An 18,407-nucleotide genomic window follows, 5' to 3' on the forward strand; every position below is an offset into this window, starting at 1 on the left:
CTTATCTCTAAAACTATATTTTTTTTGATTCATTCATGTTATTATTATGAAGGATCTTTATTGGAAAGGGTAATGTTATGAAAGTATCAATTGTGGTTCCATGCTATAACGAAGAAAAAACAGTTCCTCTTTTTTTTAACGAGGTCGAAAAATTTAAGGGAATACATGAATTTGAATATTTGTTTATTGATGATGGTTCAAGAGATAATACATTACAAGCAATCAAAGCATTAGCTAATGACCATGAATATGTACGCTTTATTTCCTTTTCTCGAAATTTTGGGAAAGAAGCTCTGCTTTATATGCTGGTTTACAAGCTTCTACTGGCGACCTTGTCTCTGTAATGGATGTTGATCTACAAGATCCACCTGATCTATTACCAGAAATGATTGAAACAATTATGCAATCTGATATTGATTGCGTCGGTACTCGTCGTTCGACTCGTGACGGTGAACCACCGATCCGTAGTTTTTTTGCTAAGAAATTTTATCAGCTAATCAATAAAATCAGTGATACTGAAATGGTTGACGGAGCGAGAGATTTCCGTTTAATGACTCGCCAAATGGTTGATGCTATCTTGGAATTAACTGAATACAACCGCTTTTCGAAAGGCTTGTTCAGTTGGGTTGGTTTTAAAACCAAGTATATTTCCTTTGAAAACCGTGAACGAGTAGCTGGTGAAACCTCTTGGTCTTTTTGGAAATTATTTAATTACTCTATTGATGGAATCGTCAACTTTTCAGATGCACCATTAACAATTGCTTCATTCGTGGGGGCATTATCATGTATTGGTTCAGGTCTTGCTATTTTATTTATTATTTTACGTGCCCTGTTGTATGGTGATCCTACAGCTGGTTGGCCTTCCATGGTCTCTATTTTCTTGTTTATCGGAGGTATCCAATTATTGTGTCTTGGAATAATTGGCAAATACATTGGAAAAATCTTTTTAGAAACCAAACAACGTCCAGTGTATATTATCAGAGAGACTGAAAAAATTAATCCAAAAAACTATCAAAGCGAGAAATAAAAAAACTCAAGTTGTAACGATCTCAATAGTTAGTGATCTAACTGTTGGATTTCCTACAACTTGAGTCTTTTTTTATTTTCATCTATTTATGATGGTCAAAACAATGGTCCCAATCCCCAGCATAGTCAAACTAAATTGTACGAGTTCTGCTTTTTTCGGATTCCAGGTTTTCAACAATTCTTTTACCAGCATTAACACTAAAATTCCTACAACTATATATAAAATATAATAAGTTCTCATTCCTGAAGCCCAGATCGTAGGAGAAAATCCCATAATTATTCTTGAACAAGCGCCCATCATCATTAACAATATAAGAAAAGATGCTGTTTTTTTATTATCAAAACTTAAGTAAATCCCTAGGAGCAAACAAGCCAATAAACCTAAAACAAGTAAAGTCGCTAGCCATGATCCAGGACGAGTAAGTGCTAGCTTCGTTCCAGTGTCGGTAAATAGCTTTGTTAAGTGACTGCTATCCCATATTTGTGCACGACTATTGCCACGAATGTGTATAAAACTTTCACCCATCGTATTCCCTAGATAGATAATCAGATTCAAGAAAAAAGGTATAGCAGATAATAAGCAACCATAATAATTTTTGCACTTGTTATAAGAAAGTAAAAAAACAAATAAGAACAAAAGTAAGAACAATACATTTGTATCTAGAAAAAAAGGCTTTCCAAAAGAAGAAATACCCAAATCTAATTTAGTGATAAAGCCAAATTGATCATATTGAGGAAACCACTTGCTAATTTCCTGGGATGTCCTGATGACATTCCCCGGTGTTGTCAATAAAAATAGTAACTCAATAAAACTTATGAGCAGTGGGAGAATCAATAAGCGATGATATTTTCTTTTATATAATAAATAGCCAGTTATAATGGCCGTTAAAGTAAAATAGCACGCATTCACTTGTTCTTGGTTAGCAGCAAATATCAGGAAAGGCAAACTAAACCAATAAATACTAGGAGTGATAGCTCTTCCTTTTAAGCGTTGGAAGAATGGGAAAAAAGCGAATAAGCAAAATGAAACGGACCATTGATAATTCAAAGTTGTCGACTCCCAGCCTGTTTCCCCCATCACGGTAAGTGGGACTAAGCAGTAGACAGATGTAACTAGCAACACGTTCTTACCATCCAATTTTTCAAAAACATACTTACAAATCATCAGGACCGTGCCCAACATGATGATTGAATTGACAAATTTCCACAGCAGAAAATGTTTAGAAAAAAACATCATAAACAGCTCTATGATAATTCTCGAACTCCAAGTTTTATAATGTTCGATCGAAGCTCCTAAATACCCTAGTTGGTCTAATCTATTTGAGTAAACTAAATCGTCTGCTCTAAATGATGGCATATATAGATTGAAAAATAAAAAACCAAGCCAAATAACTAAAAGCAAAAAAATAATTCTTTATTAATTCTTTTTTTATTCCAGTACATTATTAAACTCCTTTTTATAATTTATCCCAGCAATTATAACACAGAGGCATCTGTTTCCTATATTTTTTTCATCCTTTTATTTTTAAATAATGAACAAACTGGTCACTTTATCAAAAATAAACATAACGATTAACAGGTTTCATTCATTGGTTTTCCAAAGCGTTTGATCAACCATATTCGGCTAAAAAAGTATTCATTACTTGTTAATAAAACTTTACAAGAAAAATAAGTACTCCAAACAAATAACACCGCATAATTTTTGAAACATTCATAAATTCCCCCTTCTAAATGATATCGTTCATGAAGAGACAAAAGTTACAATAACTATCGATAGGCATATGACAGAAATTCGGAATACAAAAAGAGGTTATGAAAACTTCGGGTAGCTCCAATGACAATAAGCTTCTGCTTAAACACTATTGATTTATTTTTTGAGTAAAGTGTGAGTTTAATGTCTCACCATCAGAATAGTCTTTCGGGGGAGTCAAAAAATAATTCAGATTAAAAAACACAACAAAAAAGACACGACCTAAATCGTGTCTAACCGTTGGTATAAAGGAAGGTACGGGACTTGAACCCGTGCACCACATTTCTGCGGCTCGCCGGATTTCGAGTCCGGTGCATTACCACTCTGCCAACCTTCCATACCTATTATTTTTAAACTTTTTTTAGTAAAAAGTCAAGCCTATTTCCCGATAGAAATCAAAAACCGGCATATTTATTTTATGAGAAGACAAAAAAACACAAGAATCATTTTCTGCTCCTTCTTAAATAGTGCCCAATGTGAAGTAAGAAAGAGTATTGGAATGAACCTTGTGTTATCACACTTCATAAGTAGATCTAACTAATTGTTTCAGGATTTTCTAAAGAAAGAATAGAATCAATCGTTCGCTTGATGAACGAAATAATTTGTTCTTCAGTTGGGTGCATGATGTTTGAAGACATTAAAGATGCGATTCCAGTAACTGCAACCCAGGTTCCAGTGTGTAATGCATCAACGTATTCATCTGACAACTGGTTGTATCGATGATCTTGTTTGACGATTTCACGGAAATAGTTATAAGAAAAATCATGCATTTTTTGTCCATCGCCATGTTCGTCGATATATAATGCCATGTAAAGACTATGATGTTTTTTTGCAAAGTAGATATAGTTTAATCCTAGGTCAATAATTTTATCTCCAGTACGTTCAACTGGAAAAACATTTTCTTTGAGTTGTTCAAAAATTGAGTCTAATAAAGTATTTTTTAGATCCTCCATGTTTTTGAACTCTAAATAAATAGGTTGTGTGGATATACCCATTTTTTTAGCAATATTTCTCGCAGTAAACCCTTTAAAACCTTCCTTTGCAACAACATCATAAGCAGCTTTTAGAATTTGATCTTTAGTATAGACTTTTCTTCTCATTAAAACTCCCCCACTTCTTACTGCAGTATATGTTGTTTTATTGTAACCGATATACACAGTTTTTGGCAAATAGTTTACTCAAAACGTTATATTTTAAGTTTTTTTCTTATTTATTTTTAACAATGATACAATATTATTTAAGAATAAACAAAAATACTGTTTCCCCTTACAAAAATTGATTTTTCTGTAACTGTTAGTTGACCAAAAGATTTCTTTCACGTTATAGTTAAAGAAAACGACAAAGAAGGTATGTAATGGTTAATAAAAACGACGTTATTTATATTCACCCCATCAAAAAAAAGCCATCTCAAAAAAATAAGTATTTTTATTTAACATTTACTGGCTTGTTTTTTCTAATAATCGGGCTTGTTTCTGGACATCCGGTTGAAACTATTGAGGGACTCAACAATATCCTCACTTCTCCTAGTAATCTGATGACCGATTATTTGGCAATAGGTGGTTTTGGAAGCGCATTTATCAATGTTGGTGTTCTGACTTTGTTGTCCGTACTTCTTTGCTATCATCATAAAGTCTATCTAAATGGACTAATCTTTGCTTCTGTATTAACCGTCACAGGCTTTTCTTTTTTTGGAAAAAATCTGTATAACTCTCTTTCCATTATTTTGGGTGTCTATCTCTATGCACGTTTTGTACATAAACCATTTTCACAGTATATTATGGTTGGCTTATTTGCTAGCGCCTTGTCACCTGTAGTTAGTTATATCACTTTCGGTATGAACTTACCATTGGGCTTAGGTATTTTATTTGGTAATCTGACTGGTATACTCGTTGGTTTTTTACTCCCTCCTTTGGCATCGCATACCCTTATTTTTCATCGTGGATTCCATTTGTATAATATTGGTTTTACTTCTGGATTGATCGCCATGGTCGTGGCTGGTATCCTTCGGTTATTTGATTTTTCAATTGAAGTTCAATCGTTCGTTTCAACAGGCTACCATCAAGAACTTACATTAGTCATTTTTCTTTTTTTTAGTTTAACTACGCTATTTGGTTTTTTTATTAATTCATGGAAGCTCACTGGTTTACATGACATTTTTCAAACTTCAGGAAAAGTAACTACTGATTTTATGGCGATCTCAAGTATCGGTGCCATCTTACTAAACATGGGGTTAGTAGGGCTAATGCTTTCCATCTATGTTCTTCTTATTGGTGGTGATTTCAATGGCCCGATTATTGGTGCAATCCTATCTTCAGTTGGATTCAGTGCCTTCGGTTGTCATCTAAAGAACAGTTTCCCCATACTTATAGGGATTTATCTTGCTTCATATCTGGCTACTATCCATGATGCCTCTCAAACAACAATGATCGTAGCAGCGATATTTGGTACTGCACTTGCTCCTATTAGTGGTTTTTATGGTAGTATTTTTGGTATTTTAGCTGGATTTTTGCATATTGTCTTAGTCCATAACGTCAGTGCATTACATGGCGGATTAAGCCTATATAATAGTGGATTCTCAACTGGATTCGTTGCAGGTTTTCTTGTACCGATCTTAGACAGCCTGACTGTTGGCAGAAAGGAAAAGGATGGCATTGGAAAAAGAATTATCAAAAAGAATCATTAGTGAATTTTTAACCTATCTTTATTCTCACGAGATCACTGAAATAAGGATTGGGCTAGAATCAACACCCGAAGGATTATATATTGAAATTCAAGGATCTTGTTATTCTCCTCCTTCTGATTTGCATGAGTTAGCGGAAATGCTCAATGAACCAAGAAATCCTACTATGGATCTATATTACCAAGAGCTTGGAAATGTTTTTCTGGATCAATCAGATTTCCGATTACTTGGAAGTCTGATTGATGATGTGGAACTTATGTACGAACTTCCCATCTTAAATATAAAAGTATTTAGACGAATCCTTTGATTCAACAGGCTTAGTGAAAAGACAAAATGAGACACTGATTTTCACTCCCCTGAGATATTCCCTTTAGCTTTCATATAGTTATGGCGTTCAGAGTATTCTATCCACGTAAGTAAGCTAGAAACGCATAAGAGGTAAAGCAAAAACTTCTTCTTTTAGTTTCCTCAGCTTATTTTAAAGATTTAATACTTGAACGCCGATTTTTCATTTAATAGAGGATATTTTTCCTAAAACTACAGGCACAAAAATAATACTTCAAATACATCTTTAGTTGGATGTTTTTGAATCGTTTTTAAATTATACTTATTACAACTTACAAAATTGTTTGATAACTGTCATTTAAAATAGTGGCACAAAGAGTCACTAATAAAGTACATTAGTAATATAAGAAAACGTATCAAAGGAGTTGATAGACGTTGAACATTGCGGCATCACGGAAATTGATCAATTTTATATCTATCATTGGATTAGTAGTTTCGATAGGCTTAACGATTTATTTTATCAATTTGGGTGTATTTAAAGATTTAAATTCTTTAAGAGGATTAGTTGGAGATTCAATTATCTTAGGTCCTATTATTTTCATCTTAATCCAAATCCTGCAAGTTGTTATTCCAATCATTCCTGGAGGGATAAGTACAGCAGCCGGTGTATTAATTTTTGGACCTTATGCTGGTTTTATTTATAATTATGTAGGGATTTGTATCGGTTCGATCATCATCTTTTTACTTGGTCGACGGTATGGTAAACCATTTATTTTATCTATGGTCAGTGACAAGACGTATAACAAGTATGTTGGTTGGCTCGATAACCAGAATCGCTTTGAAAAGTTATTTGCTTTAGCAATTTTTCTACCAGTGGCCCCTGATGATGCGCTTTGTTTAATGGCTGGTCTAACAAATATTTCTGTAAAAAAATATACTTGGATCATTTTATTGGCGAAACCCCTCTCGATTTTCTTATACAGCATGGCTTTGATTTATGGTGGACATTTCTTAAGTGGATTACTAGGATAGTTTATGATAAGTGGGCGTACTGCGTTAAGTATTTGCGCAATCTGTCCACTTATTTTTATTTTTACGTTATAATATTTATGGTAGGTGATTGAATGTTAATTTATTTAAAAAGAAGTTTAGGAAATGCTTGGGACTTTCTTAAAGGAACTCAAGCATATTTTCGTGATGTTTTGATTATGCATTTATTTATTTTATTTATTTGTTTACCCTTATTGAATAGTACGACCAAATTCATCTTGAATCGAGGAGCCATTGATTATATATCTAGTGATAATATCTCTACAATCCTTTCAAAGCACCCAGGTGTCTTATTGTCTTTGACTGCTGTCTTACTAACTATCTTACTCCTAGTTTATTTTGAGTTTACTTTTTTATTGATGAGTGTTTACTTTATTAAGAAACAAACACCTATCTCGTTGAAACAGTTACTTCAAGCAACGTTTCGTCAATTAAAAAAAATACGCCCATTGACTTTTCTTTTTTTCTTAGCTTATTTCGTACTTATTTTACCGATTAGTGGGTTAAGTTTTAATTCTGATTTACTATCTAAAGTTAAAATCCCAGCTTTTATCATGGATTTTATTTTTACTAATCGTTGGATCGTGGTTAGCAGCTTCATTCTGTTTTATATCTTTTTAGCTTACATTGGTATCCGTCTCATTTTTGCCTTACCAGAAATGATTCTACGTGATCGACCATTTAAACAAGCGGTTAAAGAAAGTTGGTATTTAACCAAATCACGTTTTTTTGCAATCCTTGGACAGTTCATCATTATTGGTGGTAGTATTTTACTCATTTCATTTGCCGGCTATTTAATTGTGCTCCTCGCACAAATAATTGTAGAACAATTTTTCCCTAATTATTCATTGATTAGCGCTGTTTTTGCAATGACGATTCTTCAAGCTATCCTTTTATTCAACATCGTTATGTCAACAGTCGGAATTTTTTACATTATTATTGATTTCATGGATGATGAAGGTTTTCTTCCTGAGACTCCTAACTGGTTTCGTTTAGAATCTCCTAACAAACGTTTTTCTGTTCTTAAAAATACAAGCTTAGTTTTATTTGCTGTATTTTTTGGTGTAGGTGTTTGTCTCTACAATATGGATTATTTGACTTCTGCTTCTCAAACGAAACCTGTAACGATTTCTCATCGTGGTGTCAGTGGAGGTAACAGTGCCCAAAATACTTTAGCTGCTTTAGAAAAAACAAGTCGTACCTACCATCCTGATTATGTGGAGATGGATGTACAAGAAACCAAAGATGGTCAATTCGTTGTCATGCATGATTTTAACTTAAAAAAATTAACAGGGATAAATAAAGCACCACAAGATCTAACCTTGAAAGAATTAGAAAAGTTAAAAGTAACTGAAAACGGTGCGAAAGAACCTGTCGTTTCCTTTGATACTTATTTAAAGAGAGCCAATGAATTAAATCAAAAACTTTTAATCGAAATCAAAAATTCAAAAAATGATTCTAAAGATATCGTTGATCGCTTTGTAAAAAAATATGAAGAAAACATTTTAACTCATCAGCATATTCTACAAAGTCTTACGTATCAGACAGTATCTGATCTGAAAAATGCCAACCCTAATTTTTATGTAGGCTACATCCTACCATTCAATATTGTTGGACCACCAGTTACTCCGGCTGACTTTTTGACGATGGAGTATAGTACGATCAATCGGAATTTTATTGATTCAGCTCATCAAGATGGTAAAAAAGTGTATGTCTGGACGGTTAACGACTCAGATGGAATCAGTCGTATGATGTTTTATGGTGTTGATGGGATCATTACTGATCAAATGACTATCTTAAATGAAAATATCAAAGCAATGGATGAAGAGATCACCTATTCAGATAAATTATTGAATTTCGTTTTAGGTGTTGGTTAAAAAAAGAGCCCCATGGATTGAATCCATGGGGTTCTTTTTCAATTACTTTATCTTTCTCTCGCGCTTTTCACCGCACGAACTACTGCTAAGATTGCCGGAATAGCAGAAATAACTGCTAAGATAATGCCCATTTTACCTGAACTCTTTCTTTTTTGCATGTTTTTTCGCTCCCTTCTCTCTCCTCTAATTATAGAGAAGTTTACGATATTTCTCAAAAAAAGTGTTTATGAAACCAAAGCAGATTCTGCTACTGTATAAATTTCGTCCAGTTTAACTAGTAGACGAAACTTACTATCGTAAACAGCCAACCGATCTCTCTGATCATAGCTTTCTACAAAAATAACAGCCGTATTAGTATATGTACGTTCCACGCAACCAATCACTTCATAGTTCACTCCAATCGGTTTGCATATGTATGACTTGCCTATTTCTAATTTTAACATTTCTCAATTCCCTCCTTTATTTTGTTAATCTTTAATTTATAATAACAAAAAAAAGAAGATTTGAAAACGATTTATTGAATTTTTTTATATTTTTTCTTAGAATTACACGATTTCAATCTAGATTCCCCTTTTTCTCACATAACTAACACCAAGATATAATTGTAATTTATAAGTGACAGATTTGTTTGAAACTGTTAGCCTTTTGTTCGTGTAAACCTCCGAAAAAGCATCTAAACTATTCTGTGAGGAGGGAATTTCATGATTGTTATTCAAGCTACTGTATTTATCCTGTTATTGATTGGATTGCTTATTGGACTCACAGAAAATTAAGAATCCCTTGTTGACATAGCAATTAATTGCGAAAAAAAAATAAGGGTGCTACACTGATTACAGGAAGGAAAATTTAACAGAAAATTCCAACCACAATTTACATTAATAAAAAAAGAGGTGACTTACATGACATTTACTAAAACAAATATTGAATACCGAGTTGCATTTGATACTGTATCCAATCAATTTATAGCAATTGATGCTACAAATGAAAACAACGTAGCATTTGGTATCACGATTGAACAAGCTGTCCGTGCATTAAATGAATCCAAATAAGGAGTGAATCATTTCTAATGACCGAAAACAACTCGGGATCGAAAAAAGAATAAAGACGTTTGCAACTAATACAGTTAGCAAACGTCTTTTATTATTTATTCAATTTGAGTTTGTGCTTTATTTTCCCCCATGAAATTTTGCTGATTCCCAGAAAGATTAGAACCATCGCAATTTGCATGATTGGTACTCCTGCCCCCGTATACACACTTAGAAAATAATCTTTTTGCTCTGGCGAGTAGGAACAAAACCATGAAACCCCAAATAAAAATAAAAACTGGGTCAATATCAAACCACTAGTAATGACTAGTGCAGAACAATAAAAACCACGATCTTTTTTAGCATAGATTGAACCTAAGATCAAAAATAAAAATCCTAAAATCGCTAAACATAGAACAACACCACTTGTCTTTTGATAAATCGCAATCATAATATTAGAGATTTTCGCTGTTTTTGATAAAACTAAAATTGGCGGTTGTGGATCTTCACTATTAATCCAATTATTCAATAAAGGAACCCGCAAAAAGTTTTGCGCTGCTTCTACATCCGCATGGGTTCCAAAACTGTAATTCCCTCCTTGATGAAAATCTTTGTAAAATAAATTGTCACTATAAGCTGTCCTAAAAAAATCTAAGAGTACTGGAATATCCTCGGCAATCTTCCCATCTCCTGTACTCATTAAGTAGACTTCACGTTTCTTCTTCAAATCTCCCTTACGATAAGCAGCCCTTAACTCTTGATTGACTTGTTTCCAAAATTCATTGGTTTCTTTTGCGTTATTTTGATAGTAGCCAGACTCATTCAACACATCTCGCAGTGCCCAAAAAATAATGTCTCCCTTTAATTCCTTTACTTTTCCTGCCTGAGTCCAAGCATGTGTCGTATATAATTCTTTGATTCTAGCAGCTTCTTTAGCAAAAGCAGGTGACACAGCTAATGCTTTATTTAACGCTTCATGAGAAACCCAAATCCTACTGTTCTCTTTGTTTATGTTCGTTCCATCATCTATTCGAATCAAGTTCTTCATCAATTGAGCAAACTCTCCGCTCGTACGATCATTGACTACTGCAAGATGATAGACTTCTTCATTTTTATGCTTAATCATTTGGTTTGTCACGATAAAGCTGATCATAGGAAGAAAAAACAAACTGAGCTTGATCAGTTTTCTTCGATCAAAGGTAATTTGTGAAAGAAACTTTTCAACAGTTTTCGTTGGTCTAAAATCCACTCCTAATAAAATCTGAACAAAACTAATGATTAAGGCTGCCAGAACAAACGGCAACAACCAGAGTGAATCTTCGCGAATATACCAGTAAAATGGAAAGATTAGAGACAACAAGAAAAACCAAGGTAAAATAGTTTTTGTTGCACGATATTTACGATAATAAATAGCTAATAAACAAGCAACGATAATTACGACAGATGGAATTACAATGGCGTTTCGATAAATACGTGTCGAATATTCATGGGTAAAACCGATTGGTGAAAATAAAAAAAAGACATAGATAAAAAACAAGATACTATTCTTTTTAACGATCGGCTTTACACTCAGTGTAATCAGCACGCTAGCTAAAATATTAAACCCACCTAATAATAGCGAGTATGGTAGCTGAATTTTATTGGCAAAAGCTAAAAATAAGCTATAAGAAATACCTTTTGATAAAGTTTTAGCATTGTACTCTCCTAACCACTGCCCGTCCACTAAATTACGGGCATAATGAATAAAAAGCTGGTCATCATAGCTAGCTGTCATATCGATGCTGTAAGTCGCTTTGTAATAGAGATAAAGACGTATTAGTGTAAGAATTAGAGCGATACCACAAATAAAATAAAGTTGTTTTTGCCTAACATACTGAAGCATTTCCTTTACTCTATCCATGTACCCTAACCTTTCCTCCGCCTTTCTTCTTGATACTAATCATATTTGATAATTTATTTTTAACCAATTCACTCAACTCCTTATTCAATAAGCCTCTAATAAGTATAGCAAAAATTCATTTCATTGATATTAACCTTAAAAGATTCTTATTAACTTGTTTGATTGCTTTTTTAGCAGGTTCTAAGCGTTAAAAACAAGAATTATACTGTACTAACTTAATGACTGATCTTTTCCACTTTGTAACTATCGTAATCTGCTGTTGTGCAAATCATTTCCTTTATATATCTATTTTTATCAATAGGTGATTAAAAATTCACATTTTTTATTTTGTAATTTAATTTTTAGATAAAAAACAACTTTGTATATCTTTAGACAAGTATTACAGAATGATATATTTTTTTATTAGGAGGTTTATTCCTTTCATTCCTACATGGAAGGAAAATATTTTTATTTTTGGAGGAAAAAAATGGGAACTTTTTTAGTGTTAGTAGGTTTAATTGGTATTTGTTGGGGGTTAGTAGGACTAATTCGATCATTTTTCAAAAAAGGGAATAAAAAACGAAACTTTATTATTATAGGAACAGCATTTATTCTTATGATTTTCGGAGCGTCTATCTCTCCTACCAGTCATTCCGATAGTTCAAAAGCAAGCACACAATCTGAAAAAAAGATCGAAACAAAAAGAACATCAAGTACTTCTAGTGAAGAACAGCTGAAACAAAAGGCTGAACATAAAGAAAAAGAAAAACGGAAGCTTGAAGCTGAGCGTAAGAAACAAGAAGAAGAAAAACAAAAACTTGAGGCTGAGCGCAAAAAACAAGAAGAAGAAAGACAGAAACTTGAGGCTGAGCGCAAAAAACAAGAAGAAGAAAAACAGAAAATTGAAGCTGAGCGTAAAGCACAAGAAGAACGTCAAAAACAAGCTGAAAATGAAGCAACAACAGCACTATCACAAGCTGAAGCTCATCCAACTAGAGAAAACTATAACTCAGCAGCTACTTTAATCCAGGCTATTCCAAACGGCAATCAACACTTGTCTGCTCGACTAGCTACAGTAGATGCAACGATCAAAGCAAATGAGGCAGCTGAAGCAGAACGACAACGGCAAGCTGCGGCCGCACAAGAACAAGCCAATCAAGTTGCAGCAGCACAAACACCGCAACAAAACAACGAACAAACGGTTTATATTGCTCCAGATCATGGTACAAAATATCATTTAAATCCGAACTGTTCGGGACTTAACAACGCAAATTCTGTCGTAGCTATCTCGCTGCAAGAGGCCCAAGCACGTGGATATACGTTGTGTAAGCGAGGTTAATCTAAAATAATAAAATGAACTGTGACAGCAGTGTCTAGCTCTGATAACTAAGCCGGAGAATCCGAAAATAGTCTCTACTATTTTGGACTCTCCGGCTTATTTCAAGGAGTTGATGCTTGAACACCGTGAATCAGAGGTTGTGAAAAGAGCGTTTTGACCTGAGCGTTAAGGATGAAAATCTCGAAACAGCTCTCCATGTTTTGAGATTTTTTGACTTATCGCCGAAGGTCAGCTCTTTGAACACCGTTTATCCATTTTCAAAGCACAATGTAAGATTTGTCTCCCTAATTTATTTTTTATTGTGAACATTTCCGGTGTCCGGTCTCTCCTAACTTTACTTAAGCATGGTCATACAAAAAAAAGAAAATTTTTACAGCCATTCCCCTGATATTAATAGTCGGATATTAGCTTAAATACCATAAATTTTTTTGCGTTTCTCCTTTACAAAAAGAACGTTTGTTCGTATAATGCTATTAAAGAATATTTACGGATTGTCATCCTCGAAATCGCTCATAAGGGAGAGTCCACAATGATTAAGAAATATGGCACAGTAACAAAAATAAAAATACTACAAATTGGGGCTCGTCCCTTGATAAGATTTAGCTTGAATGATACGAACTGTTTAATCGCTGGTCATGGTTTAAACTTTCTTGCTGAAGTAGATGAAGGAATGAAATTAGTAATCAGTGGCTATTATAATCAAAGAAACCAATTGGTCGTCAGAGAATATCATGTGCTAGGTCCCACGAAAATACTGATTGATTTTAAAAAAATCAAGAAAGAATTTATTGGTAAAAAATAAAAATTGGTTTTGAAGTATATAACTCCCGTCTAAAAAAATCAGAACTTTTTTGTAAAAGAAAAAAGGTATCCATCTGTCTCAGCGAGTAGGTTTGGATACCTTTTTAAATCAGCAAAATTAGGTTTATTTTTTATTTATACATAAATGCTGTTCTAGGATTACTTGTTGTTCCTATCTCTTTGGTACCTTTCTATCTTTAAACGGATGATATGGTTAATTGCTTACTTGATTAAAGTCAGAAATGATATCATTCAACTCCGTTTGAAGTGTCGAAACAATCAAATGAAAATTTTCTTCATCCGTTTTATCATATGGGGATGTTTTTGTTACATAAAGTAGCTTCTCGTTTTCTATTTTCATTAGAACCTGTGTTGCGGTTTGTACTTTGTTTTGATAATTAAACGCAGACATTCCACTTTGAATAATCGTTATGATTGCGGAAGCAATCGAAACGACTAATAACAAAGACTTATGATCAGATGCCTCGTGAATTAAAATAGGGATAGCAGCAGATAATACGATTTTTATAATATTCCCTATGCCAATGATTCTATTATACGATTGAATATCTTTTTTTAATTTATTAATTGTAGAATCAATCGATTCAATAAACGCTTTTTGATCCATATCATTTCTCCATTCACTTTATTAAAATTTGGTCGTAAAACTATTATAATTGGATTTACCTATGTTTCAGCTAATTACAAATCAAAACAAATGGCTATTAAATAACAATTATTATTTTATCAAAATAATGATATATTTGTCAATGATAGTATTCGTGCACGGATAAAAGCTATTGAAAAGATCTGAACAAAGATTTAATCATTACAGACGACATAAAAATTACATTTGATGTATGCTCACAATCTCTGACCAACCGAGCAAAGTAAGCTTGATTGATTTAAAAAATTTAAACTGTGAATACTATTGCCCACAGAATTGACAAACGTGCCCATCTCTCCCCTAACTGTCCATAATGGTAGCTATGTGTAAGCAGTGCCTAACCGAAAAGTTGGCATGAAGCATGAAGATATAAGTCATAAAGATATCTCTATTATTCAACTATAGGATCAAGTGTCATATGAAAGTATTGAACGAACTTCGATAAGTCCAATGACTATATCAATAATCAACAACGAAAATTTTCTGGACAAAATATTTCTCTGCCAACAAACCAAAAAAGGATGGCTATAATTAGCCATCCTTTTTTATAAATACCTCAATGAGTATCATTTTTCATTTTAAAGGCAAATTGTTTTGGATAATTATTTTTAATAATTACCTAAAACTCCTTATCTTAAAGACGTTCGTTCAATTCTTTGGCAAGGTCTTCAAAGCCTGGTTTGCCTAGAAGTGCGAACATGTTTTTCTTGTATCATGTGTACATTTATTACTTTTTTTCTCTTTTGTACCGTTAGAAAACGCTGAAATATCAGTATTTTATCTATCTCCTGCTTTTTCCATCTTTTCTGGTTTTTAATATCACTATCACCAAAACTATCACTAGTTTTTCTATTATTTTTACTTTTTTATATGCATATTGAAACCGGAGTTAGAACAATTAATATAAGAACGAAAAAAACTCAGCCAAGAATGATTGGTTGAGGTCTTTAGCTACTCAAAGTCAGATTTGAATCTTTCGGTTTTAAATTTAGCAAAGGATTTAATGAAATCATTGATTTAATCTCTAAAGGCACAATTTCACATCTCATATTATTTTTCCTTATTTGTAAAATTTTTTCTAGGTATTCTCTACATATATACCTCCGATTTGTAAGTAACGTTAATGGTATAGAGATACCACTTAAGACAAATAACCGATCACAATCCACCAGAACTGGCATGCGAAATGGCGATTTAATTCTAGAAGTCTCTTTATTTGGTAAAATTTCAAATCTATTTAAAGGTGGAAGACCTTTTTTAATATGTTTTAGTCTTTTTGAAGTACAAACAAAAAGACCTTTCCCCGTTTCCTGTCGTTCAGCAAAAATATAAATATGTACTTCCCCTCCATTTTGAGAGGAGATATTTTTGTAGAATATTCAAATAAAAATTATTTAGCAACAAAATACTATTTTGTTAAAGAAATTTAAACTAAAAAATACATCTATTTTCCTGTATGTTCAGTCACGATTTCTTGTGATCTATTTGCTGTGTCTTCTACATCGCTTTTGGCTTTTTCCAGTTTTTCAATATAATTATTCAAATTACTGTTTTCTGATTGCTCTTTTTCTAGTTTTTGTTGAGTACTTTGCAATTGGTTTTTAATAGTATTTTTTTCATTTGACAATTGATTAATTTGTTGATTTAAACTATTAACAGTATTTTGAGCATCATTAAATTTATTTTGTTCTGTTTGTAAACGATTATTCCAATCAGTGTTTAATTGATTTATTTCAGCTATTTTTTGATTTATTTCATCAATTTTAGCATTGATTTCATTTTGTTTACCTTGCAATTCAGCATTTTTTCCTGATAATTGATTCTCTAAATTTGTTTTATCTATAGTTAATTGATTTTTCTCATTTTCCAAAGTCAACACTTTTTGTTTATATTCTTCAACGTTAGCCTTTACTTGCTCAAGTTCTTGATTATTTGAAGATAATCGTGAATTTAAACTACTAATATTTTGCTCTTTATTTTCTAGTGCTTTATCTAATGACTCCAAATTATGATTGATTTGTTCAATATTATCTTCTCCACCCCATAACAAAATATCATCGGCAAAGTTTTTCCCTGCGATCCCTGCTAACACTAATCCACCTATAATTAATCCACTTACTACAATTTTCTTATTCATATCACCATTCTCCTTAACACAAACTGAACAAATTATAGTTAATGATTTCACAATCAGTCAATTTAAATATGTATTTTTTTATTTTATTTTTATAAATCTTTTTCTTAATTCGGATAAAGTCAGATGTAACTGCATACAAACATTATTTTTAAAACATTGTATTAATTAATTTAAAATTAGATACAGTTATTAAATTCACATAAAAAAGTCTACTCTTTCGGATAGACCAAAACATCTAACACATTTATTTTACCAATTTAAGAGATTATATATTCTATATTTTTGAAATAAAAAAAACACCCGAAGGTGTATAAAAAAATGGTTTAGTTATAGATAAATTAACTTAAGAGTACTGTTACTACAAGTGTTCTTCTCACTCTAAAGAAAAAACTATCCTATCAAATAAAATAAGCACTTTATTTTCTTATAAAAGCGGAGTCTTTTGCGGAAATATTTTTTATATCTGTTACATATCTTTCAACTTTCATATGCAAATCATATTTTTCTCTAAGTTTAGTAATATGAGCCATCATCGGAGATTCATGATGTTTGTCTAGTGCATCTTGATCTGTCCAACTATCAATTAGAAGAATTGTGTCCTCATCATTCATTGAAAAAAAGTATTCATATTTAATATTGCCTTTTTCTGCACGGATATCTTCTACAACTCCAGTTGAAACCATCTCTTTTGCAAATTTTTTCGCATTTCCATTTGTACCACTATAATAAATGTTCACAGTAATAGCCATTTCTTTACCTCCTTGTATATTTATCTATCCTTATATACCCTGTAGGACTCGAACCTACAACCGGACGGTTATGAGCCGTCTGCTCTAACCAACTGAGCTAAGAGTACGGAAAGCCATCACAACTACTGCAAACAAAAAGAATGGACATAGACTAGATAATAATGGGTTTCATTCTTTGTTGTGATGGCATATTTATTATTACACATTTAATAGCAAAAAACTAGATTGTACTTATTCTTTGTATAAGATATTATTTTATGCTATTATTTCCAAGTCATAAAAAGAAAAAAGCTTCAGATACTTATCTTTTTGGGGAAAGACTCTAGGGTAAGGGTGTATCTGAAGCTTTTTCTTTATTTATTATCTCACATGGTTATTTTTTAGTCTATTATTACTTTAACTTTTCAGAAAAATGAAAAAAAGATCTTAAATAAGTTTAATTAGCTTATCCCTTTTATGTATCTTTCATGAATTAAATCCATCGTTTCAAATTTAAATATTTCTTATTCCCATATAAATCAACTAAATAAACTTAATAAGAATATTTAAACTAGCTTTTCTATTTATGCGATTAGACATATTTAAAGGTTTTATTTTGTATTAATTGTATCTATATTCTATACTTATATTATCAAATAAAAAGGACGTGAAGATAAATGTCAAATTTAGAAAACAAAGAAGAAAAAGTTGTAAACAAAATTGTTTCTGCTGTCAACAAACTGGACAAAGAATTAGACGAACTTGATACGTTATCTGAAAATCCAGAAAAAAAACATAACCTAAAAAAATGGTTAGTTGAACGAAAAGCTATTCATGAAATTAAAAAAGTTCTTCATGAAGCTGACAAATATGAAAAATATGATGAAAAAGAACTTGATAAAGAATTTAAAGAAATTAACGACTTATTACTCTGATCTATTTAAACGGCTCATTATGAGTCGTTTTTTTGTACAAAAAAGAAGCGCCCAAAGGCGCTTCGCTGTTTAGAGTTGTAAAAAGGATTGGGAAGTTAATTCATCAGCTATTATGATTATTATAATCTCATCCTGTAAAAAATCAATACTAATATGTATAGTCTCCTATATAAAAACGTCCCCGCTTGGGACACATTGTTAAGAGGTGTGCGGGGTTCTATTAATTTT

General features: G+C 32.3%; 15 protein-coding genes, 2 tRNA genes and 1 pseudogene. 9 read left to right on the forward strand and 9 right to left on the reverse strand.

The genetic code is table 11. From position 1 onward, the window contains the following. The first annotated feature begins 77 nt into the window (after positions 1-77). Positions 78-1,027, forward strand: a pseudogene (locus IGL30_RS08000) (glycosyltransferase family 2 protein). Positions 1,028-1,105: 78 nt separating this feature from the next. On the opposite strand, the gene IGL30_RS08005 reads toward IGL30_RS08000, so the two are convergent. The 3 genes from IGL30_RS08005 to IGL30_RS08015 form a co-directional block, all read right to left on the reverse strand. Next, positions 1,106-2,383: a DUF6056 family protein gene (locus IGL30_RS08005; RefSeq protein ID WP_249509707.1), complete on the reverse strand. Its 1,278-nt coding sequence runs from the start codon at positions 2,381-2,383 to the stop codon at positions 1,106-1,108. 642 nt (positions 2,384-3,025) lie between these two features. Next, positions 3,026-3,113 (reverse strand) — tRNA-Ser (locus IGL30_RS08010). 196 nt (positions 3,114-3,309) lie between these two features. After that, positions 3,310-3,876, reverse strand: a complete 567-nt coding sequence (locus IGL30_RS08015; RefSeq protein WP_010737811.1) for a TetR/AcrR family transcriptional regulator — start codon at positions 3,874-3,876, stop codon at positions 3,310-3,312. Between the two features lie 254 nt (positions 3,877-4,130). Between IGL30_RS08015 and IGL30_RS08020 the strand changes: the two genes are divergently transcribed. The 4 genes from IGL30_RS08020 (at position 4,131) to IGL30_RS08035 (ending at position 8,668) form a co-directional block, all read left to right on the forward strand. Next, complete coding sequence (locus tag IGL30_RS08020) at positions 4,131-5,459, forward strand: DUF1576 domain-containing protein (RefSeq protein ID WP_123874692.1); 1,329 nt, start codon at positions 4,131-4,133, stop codon at positions 5,457-5,459. Next, the gene (locus IGL30_RS08025) at positions 5,428-5,763 is read left to right on the forward strand and encodes a hypothetical protein (RefSeq protein WP_249509706.1); all 336 of its coding nucleotides are present in this window, start codon (positions 5,428-5,430) and stop codon (positions 5,761-5,763) included. The genes IGL30_RS08020 and IGL30_RS08025 overlap by 32 nt, the downstream gene beginning before the upstream one ends. A gap of 413 nt (positions 5,764-6,176) precedes the next feature. Continuing rightward, the gene (locus IGL30_RS08030; RefSeq protein WP_088744940.1) at positions 6,177-6,773 is read left to right on the forward strand and encodes a TVP38/TMEM64 family protein; all 597 of its coding nucleotides are present in this window, start codon (positions 6,177-6,179) and stop codon (positions 6,771-6,773) included. Between the two features lie 92 nt (positions 6,774-6,865). Further along, positions 6,866-8,668, forward strand: a complete 1,803-nt coding sequence (locus IGL30_RS08035; RefSeq protein ID WP_088744941.1) for a glycerophosphoryl diester phosphodiesterase membrane domain-containing protein — start codon at positions 6,866-6,868, stop codon at positions 8,666-8,668. A gap of 224 nt (positions 8,669-8,892) precedes the next feature. Here IGL30_RS08035 and IGL30_RS08040 read toward each other — a convergent pair whose 3' ends face one another. Then, a complete protein-coding gene (locus tag IGL30_RS08040) occupies positions 8,893-9,111 on the reverse strand; it encodes a hypothetical protein (RefSeq protein ID WP_010737815.1) in 219 nt (72 codons plus the stop codon). 456 nt (positions 9,112-9,567) lie between these two features. Between IGL30_RS08040 and IGL30_RS08045 the strand changes: the two genes are divergently transcribed. Continuing rightward, the gene (locus IGL30_RS08045; protein ID WP_430618151.1) at positions 9,568-9,717 is read left to right on the forward strand and encodes a hypothetical protein; all 150 of its coding nucleotides are present in this window, start codon (positions 9,568-9,570) and stop codon (positions 9,715-9,717) included. Positions 9,718-9,808: 91 nt separating this feature from the next. Here the strand turns inward: IGL30_RS08045 and IGL30_RS08050 are convergent, their stop codons facing one another. Then, on the reverse strand, positions 9,809-11,593 hold the full coding sequence (locus tag IGL30_RS08050; protein WP_010737816.1) for a hypothetical protein: 1,785 nt from the start codon (positions 11,591-11,593) through the stop codon (positions 9,809-9,811). A gap of 466 nt (positions 11,594-12,059) precedes the next feature. Between IGL30_RS08050 and IGL30_RS08055 the strand changes: the two genes are divergently transcribed. Together IGL30_RS08055 and IGL30_RS08060 are read left to right on the forward strand one after the other, a co-directional pair. Then, complete coding sequence (locus IGL30_RS08055; protein WP_063627713.1) at positions 12,060-12,911, forward strand: hypothetical protein; 852 nt, start codon at positions 12,060-12,062, stop codon at positions 12,909-12,911. Between the two features lie 529 nt (positions 12,912-13,440). Next, positions 13,441-13,713 (forward strand): hypothetical protein, encoded by a 273-nt coding sequence (locus IGL30_RS08060; protein WP_317751561.1) that lies wholly within the window; start codon positions 13,441-13,443, stop codon positions 13,711-13,713. Positions 13,714-13,926: 213 nt separating this feature from the next. Here the strand turns inward: IGL30_RS08060 and IGL30_RS08065 are convergent, their stop codons facing one another. The 4 genes from IGL30_RS08065 to IGL30_RS08080 all read right to left on the reverse strand — a co-directional run bounded on the left by IGL30_RS08065 (position 13,927) and on the right by IGL30_RS08080 (position 17,372). Beyond that, positions 13,927-14,340: a DUF4231 domain-containing protein gene (locus IGL30_RS08065; RefSeq protein WP_010718761.1), complete on the reverse strand. Its 414-nt coding sequence runs from the start codon at positions 14,338-14,340 to the stop codon at positions 13,927-13,929. 1,483 nt (positions 14,341-15,823) lie between these two features. After that, on the reverse strand, positions 15,824-16,516 hold the full coding sequence (locus tag IGL30_RS08070; protein ID WP_081123338.1) for a DNA-directed RNA polymerase subunit omega: 693 nt from the start codon (positions 16,514-16,516) through the stop codon (positions 15,824-15,826). Positions 16,517-16,932: 416 nt separating this feature from the next. Continuing rightward, a complete protein-coding gene (locus IGL30_RS08075) occupies positions 16,933-17,265 on the reverse strand; it encodes a putative quinol monooxygenase (protein ID WP_010718759.1) in 333 nt (110 codons plus the stop codon). Between the two features lie 33 nt (positions 17,266-17,298). Next, positions 17,299-17,372: transfer RNA gene (locus IGL30_RS08080), tRNA-Ile, on the reverse strand. 549 nt (positions 17,373-17,921) lie between these two features. Here IGL30_RS08080 and IGL30_RS08085 point away from each other — a divergent pair. Further along, on the forward strand, positions 17,922-18,179 hold the full coding sequence (locus IGL30_RS08085) for a hypothetical protein (RefSeq protein ID WP_081125523.1): 258 nt from the start codon (positions 17,922-17,924) through the stop codon (positions 18,177-18,179). Positions 18,180-18,407: the final 228 nt, after the last annotated feature.

The sequence above is a fragment of the Enterococcus sp. DIV1089c genome (assembly GCF_050530965.1).
GTDB lineage: Bacteria > Bacillota > Bacilli > Lactobacillales > Enterococcaceae > Enterococcus_B > Enterococcus_B hirae.

Bases quoted from the DNA above. Each gene is read 5' to 3' on its own strand.
- IGL30_RS08005 (WP_249509707.1), bottom strand. From the start codon at position 2,383: ATGCCATCATTTAGAGCAGACGATTTAGTTTACTCAAATAGATTAGAC.
- IGL30_RS08015 (WP_010737811.1), bottom strand. From the start codon at position 3,876: ATGAGAAGAAAAGTCTATACTAAAGATCAAATTCTAAAAGCTGCTTAT.
- IGL30_RS08020 (WP_123874692.1), top strand. From the start codon at position 4,131: ATGGTTAATAAAAACGACGTTATTTATATTCACCCCATCAAAAAAAAG.
- IGL30_RS08035 (WP_088744941.1), top strand. From the start codon at position 6,866: ATGTTAATTTATTTAAAAAGAAGTTTAGGAAATGCTTGGGACTTTCTT.
- IGL30_RS08040 (WP_010737815.1), bottom strand. From the start codon at position 9,111: ATGTTAAAATTAGAAATAGGCAAGTCATACATATGCAAACCGATTGGA.
- IGL30_RS08045 (WP_430618151.1), top strand. From the start codon at position 9,568: ATGACATTTACTAAAACAAATATTGAATACCGAGTTGCATTTGATACT.
- IGL30_RS08050 (WP_010737816.1), bottom strand. From the start codon at position 11,593: ATGGATAGAGTAAAGGAAATGCTTCAGTATGTTAGGCAAAAACAACTT.
- IGL30_RS08055 (WP_063627713.1), top strand. From the start codon at position 12,060: ATGGGAACTTTTTTAGTGTTAGTAGGTTTAATTGGTATTTGTTGGGGG.
- IGL30_RS08060 (WP_317751561.1), top strand. From the start codon at position 13,441: ATGATTAAGAAATATGGCACAGTAACAAAAATAAAAATACTACAAATT.
- IGL30_RS08065 (WP_010718761.1), bottom strand. From the start codon at position 14,340: ATGGATCAAAAAGCGTTTATTGAATCGATTGATTCTACAATTAATAAA.
- IGL30_RS08070 (WP_081123338.1), bottom strand. From the start codon at position 16,516: ATGAATAAGAAAATTGTAGTAAGTGGATTAATTATAGGTGGATTAGTG.
- IGL30_RS08075 (WP_010718759.1), bottom strand. From the start codon at position 17,265: ATGGCTATTACTGTGAACATTTATTATAGTGGTACAAATGGAAATGCG.
- IGL30_RS08085 (WP_081125523.1), top strand. From the start codon at position 17,922: ATGTCAAATTTAGAAAACAAAGAAGAAAAAGTTGTAAACAAAATTGTT.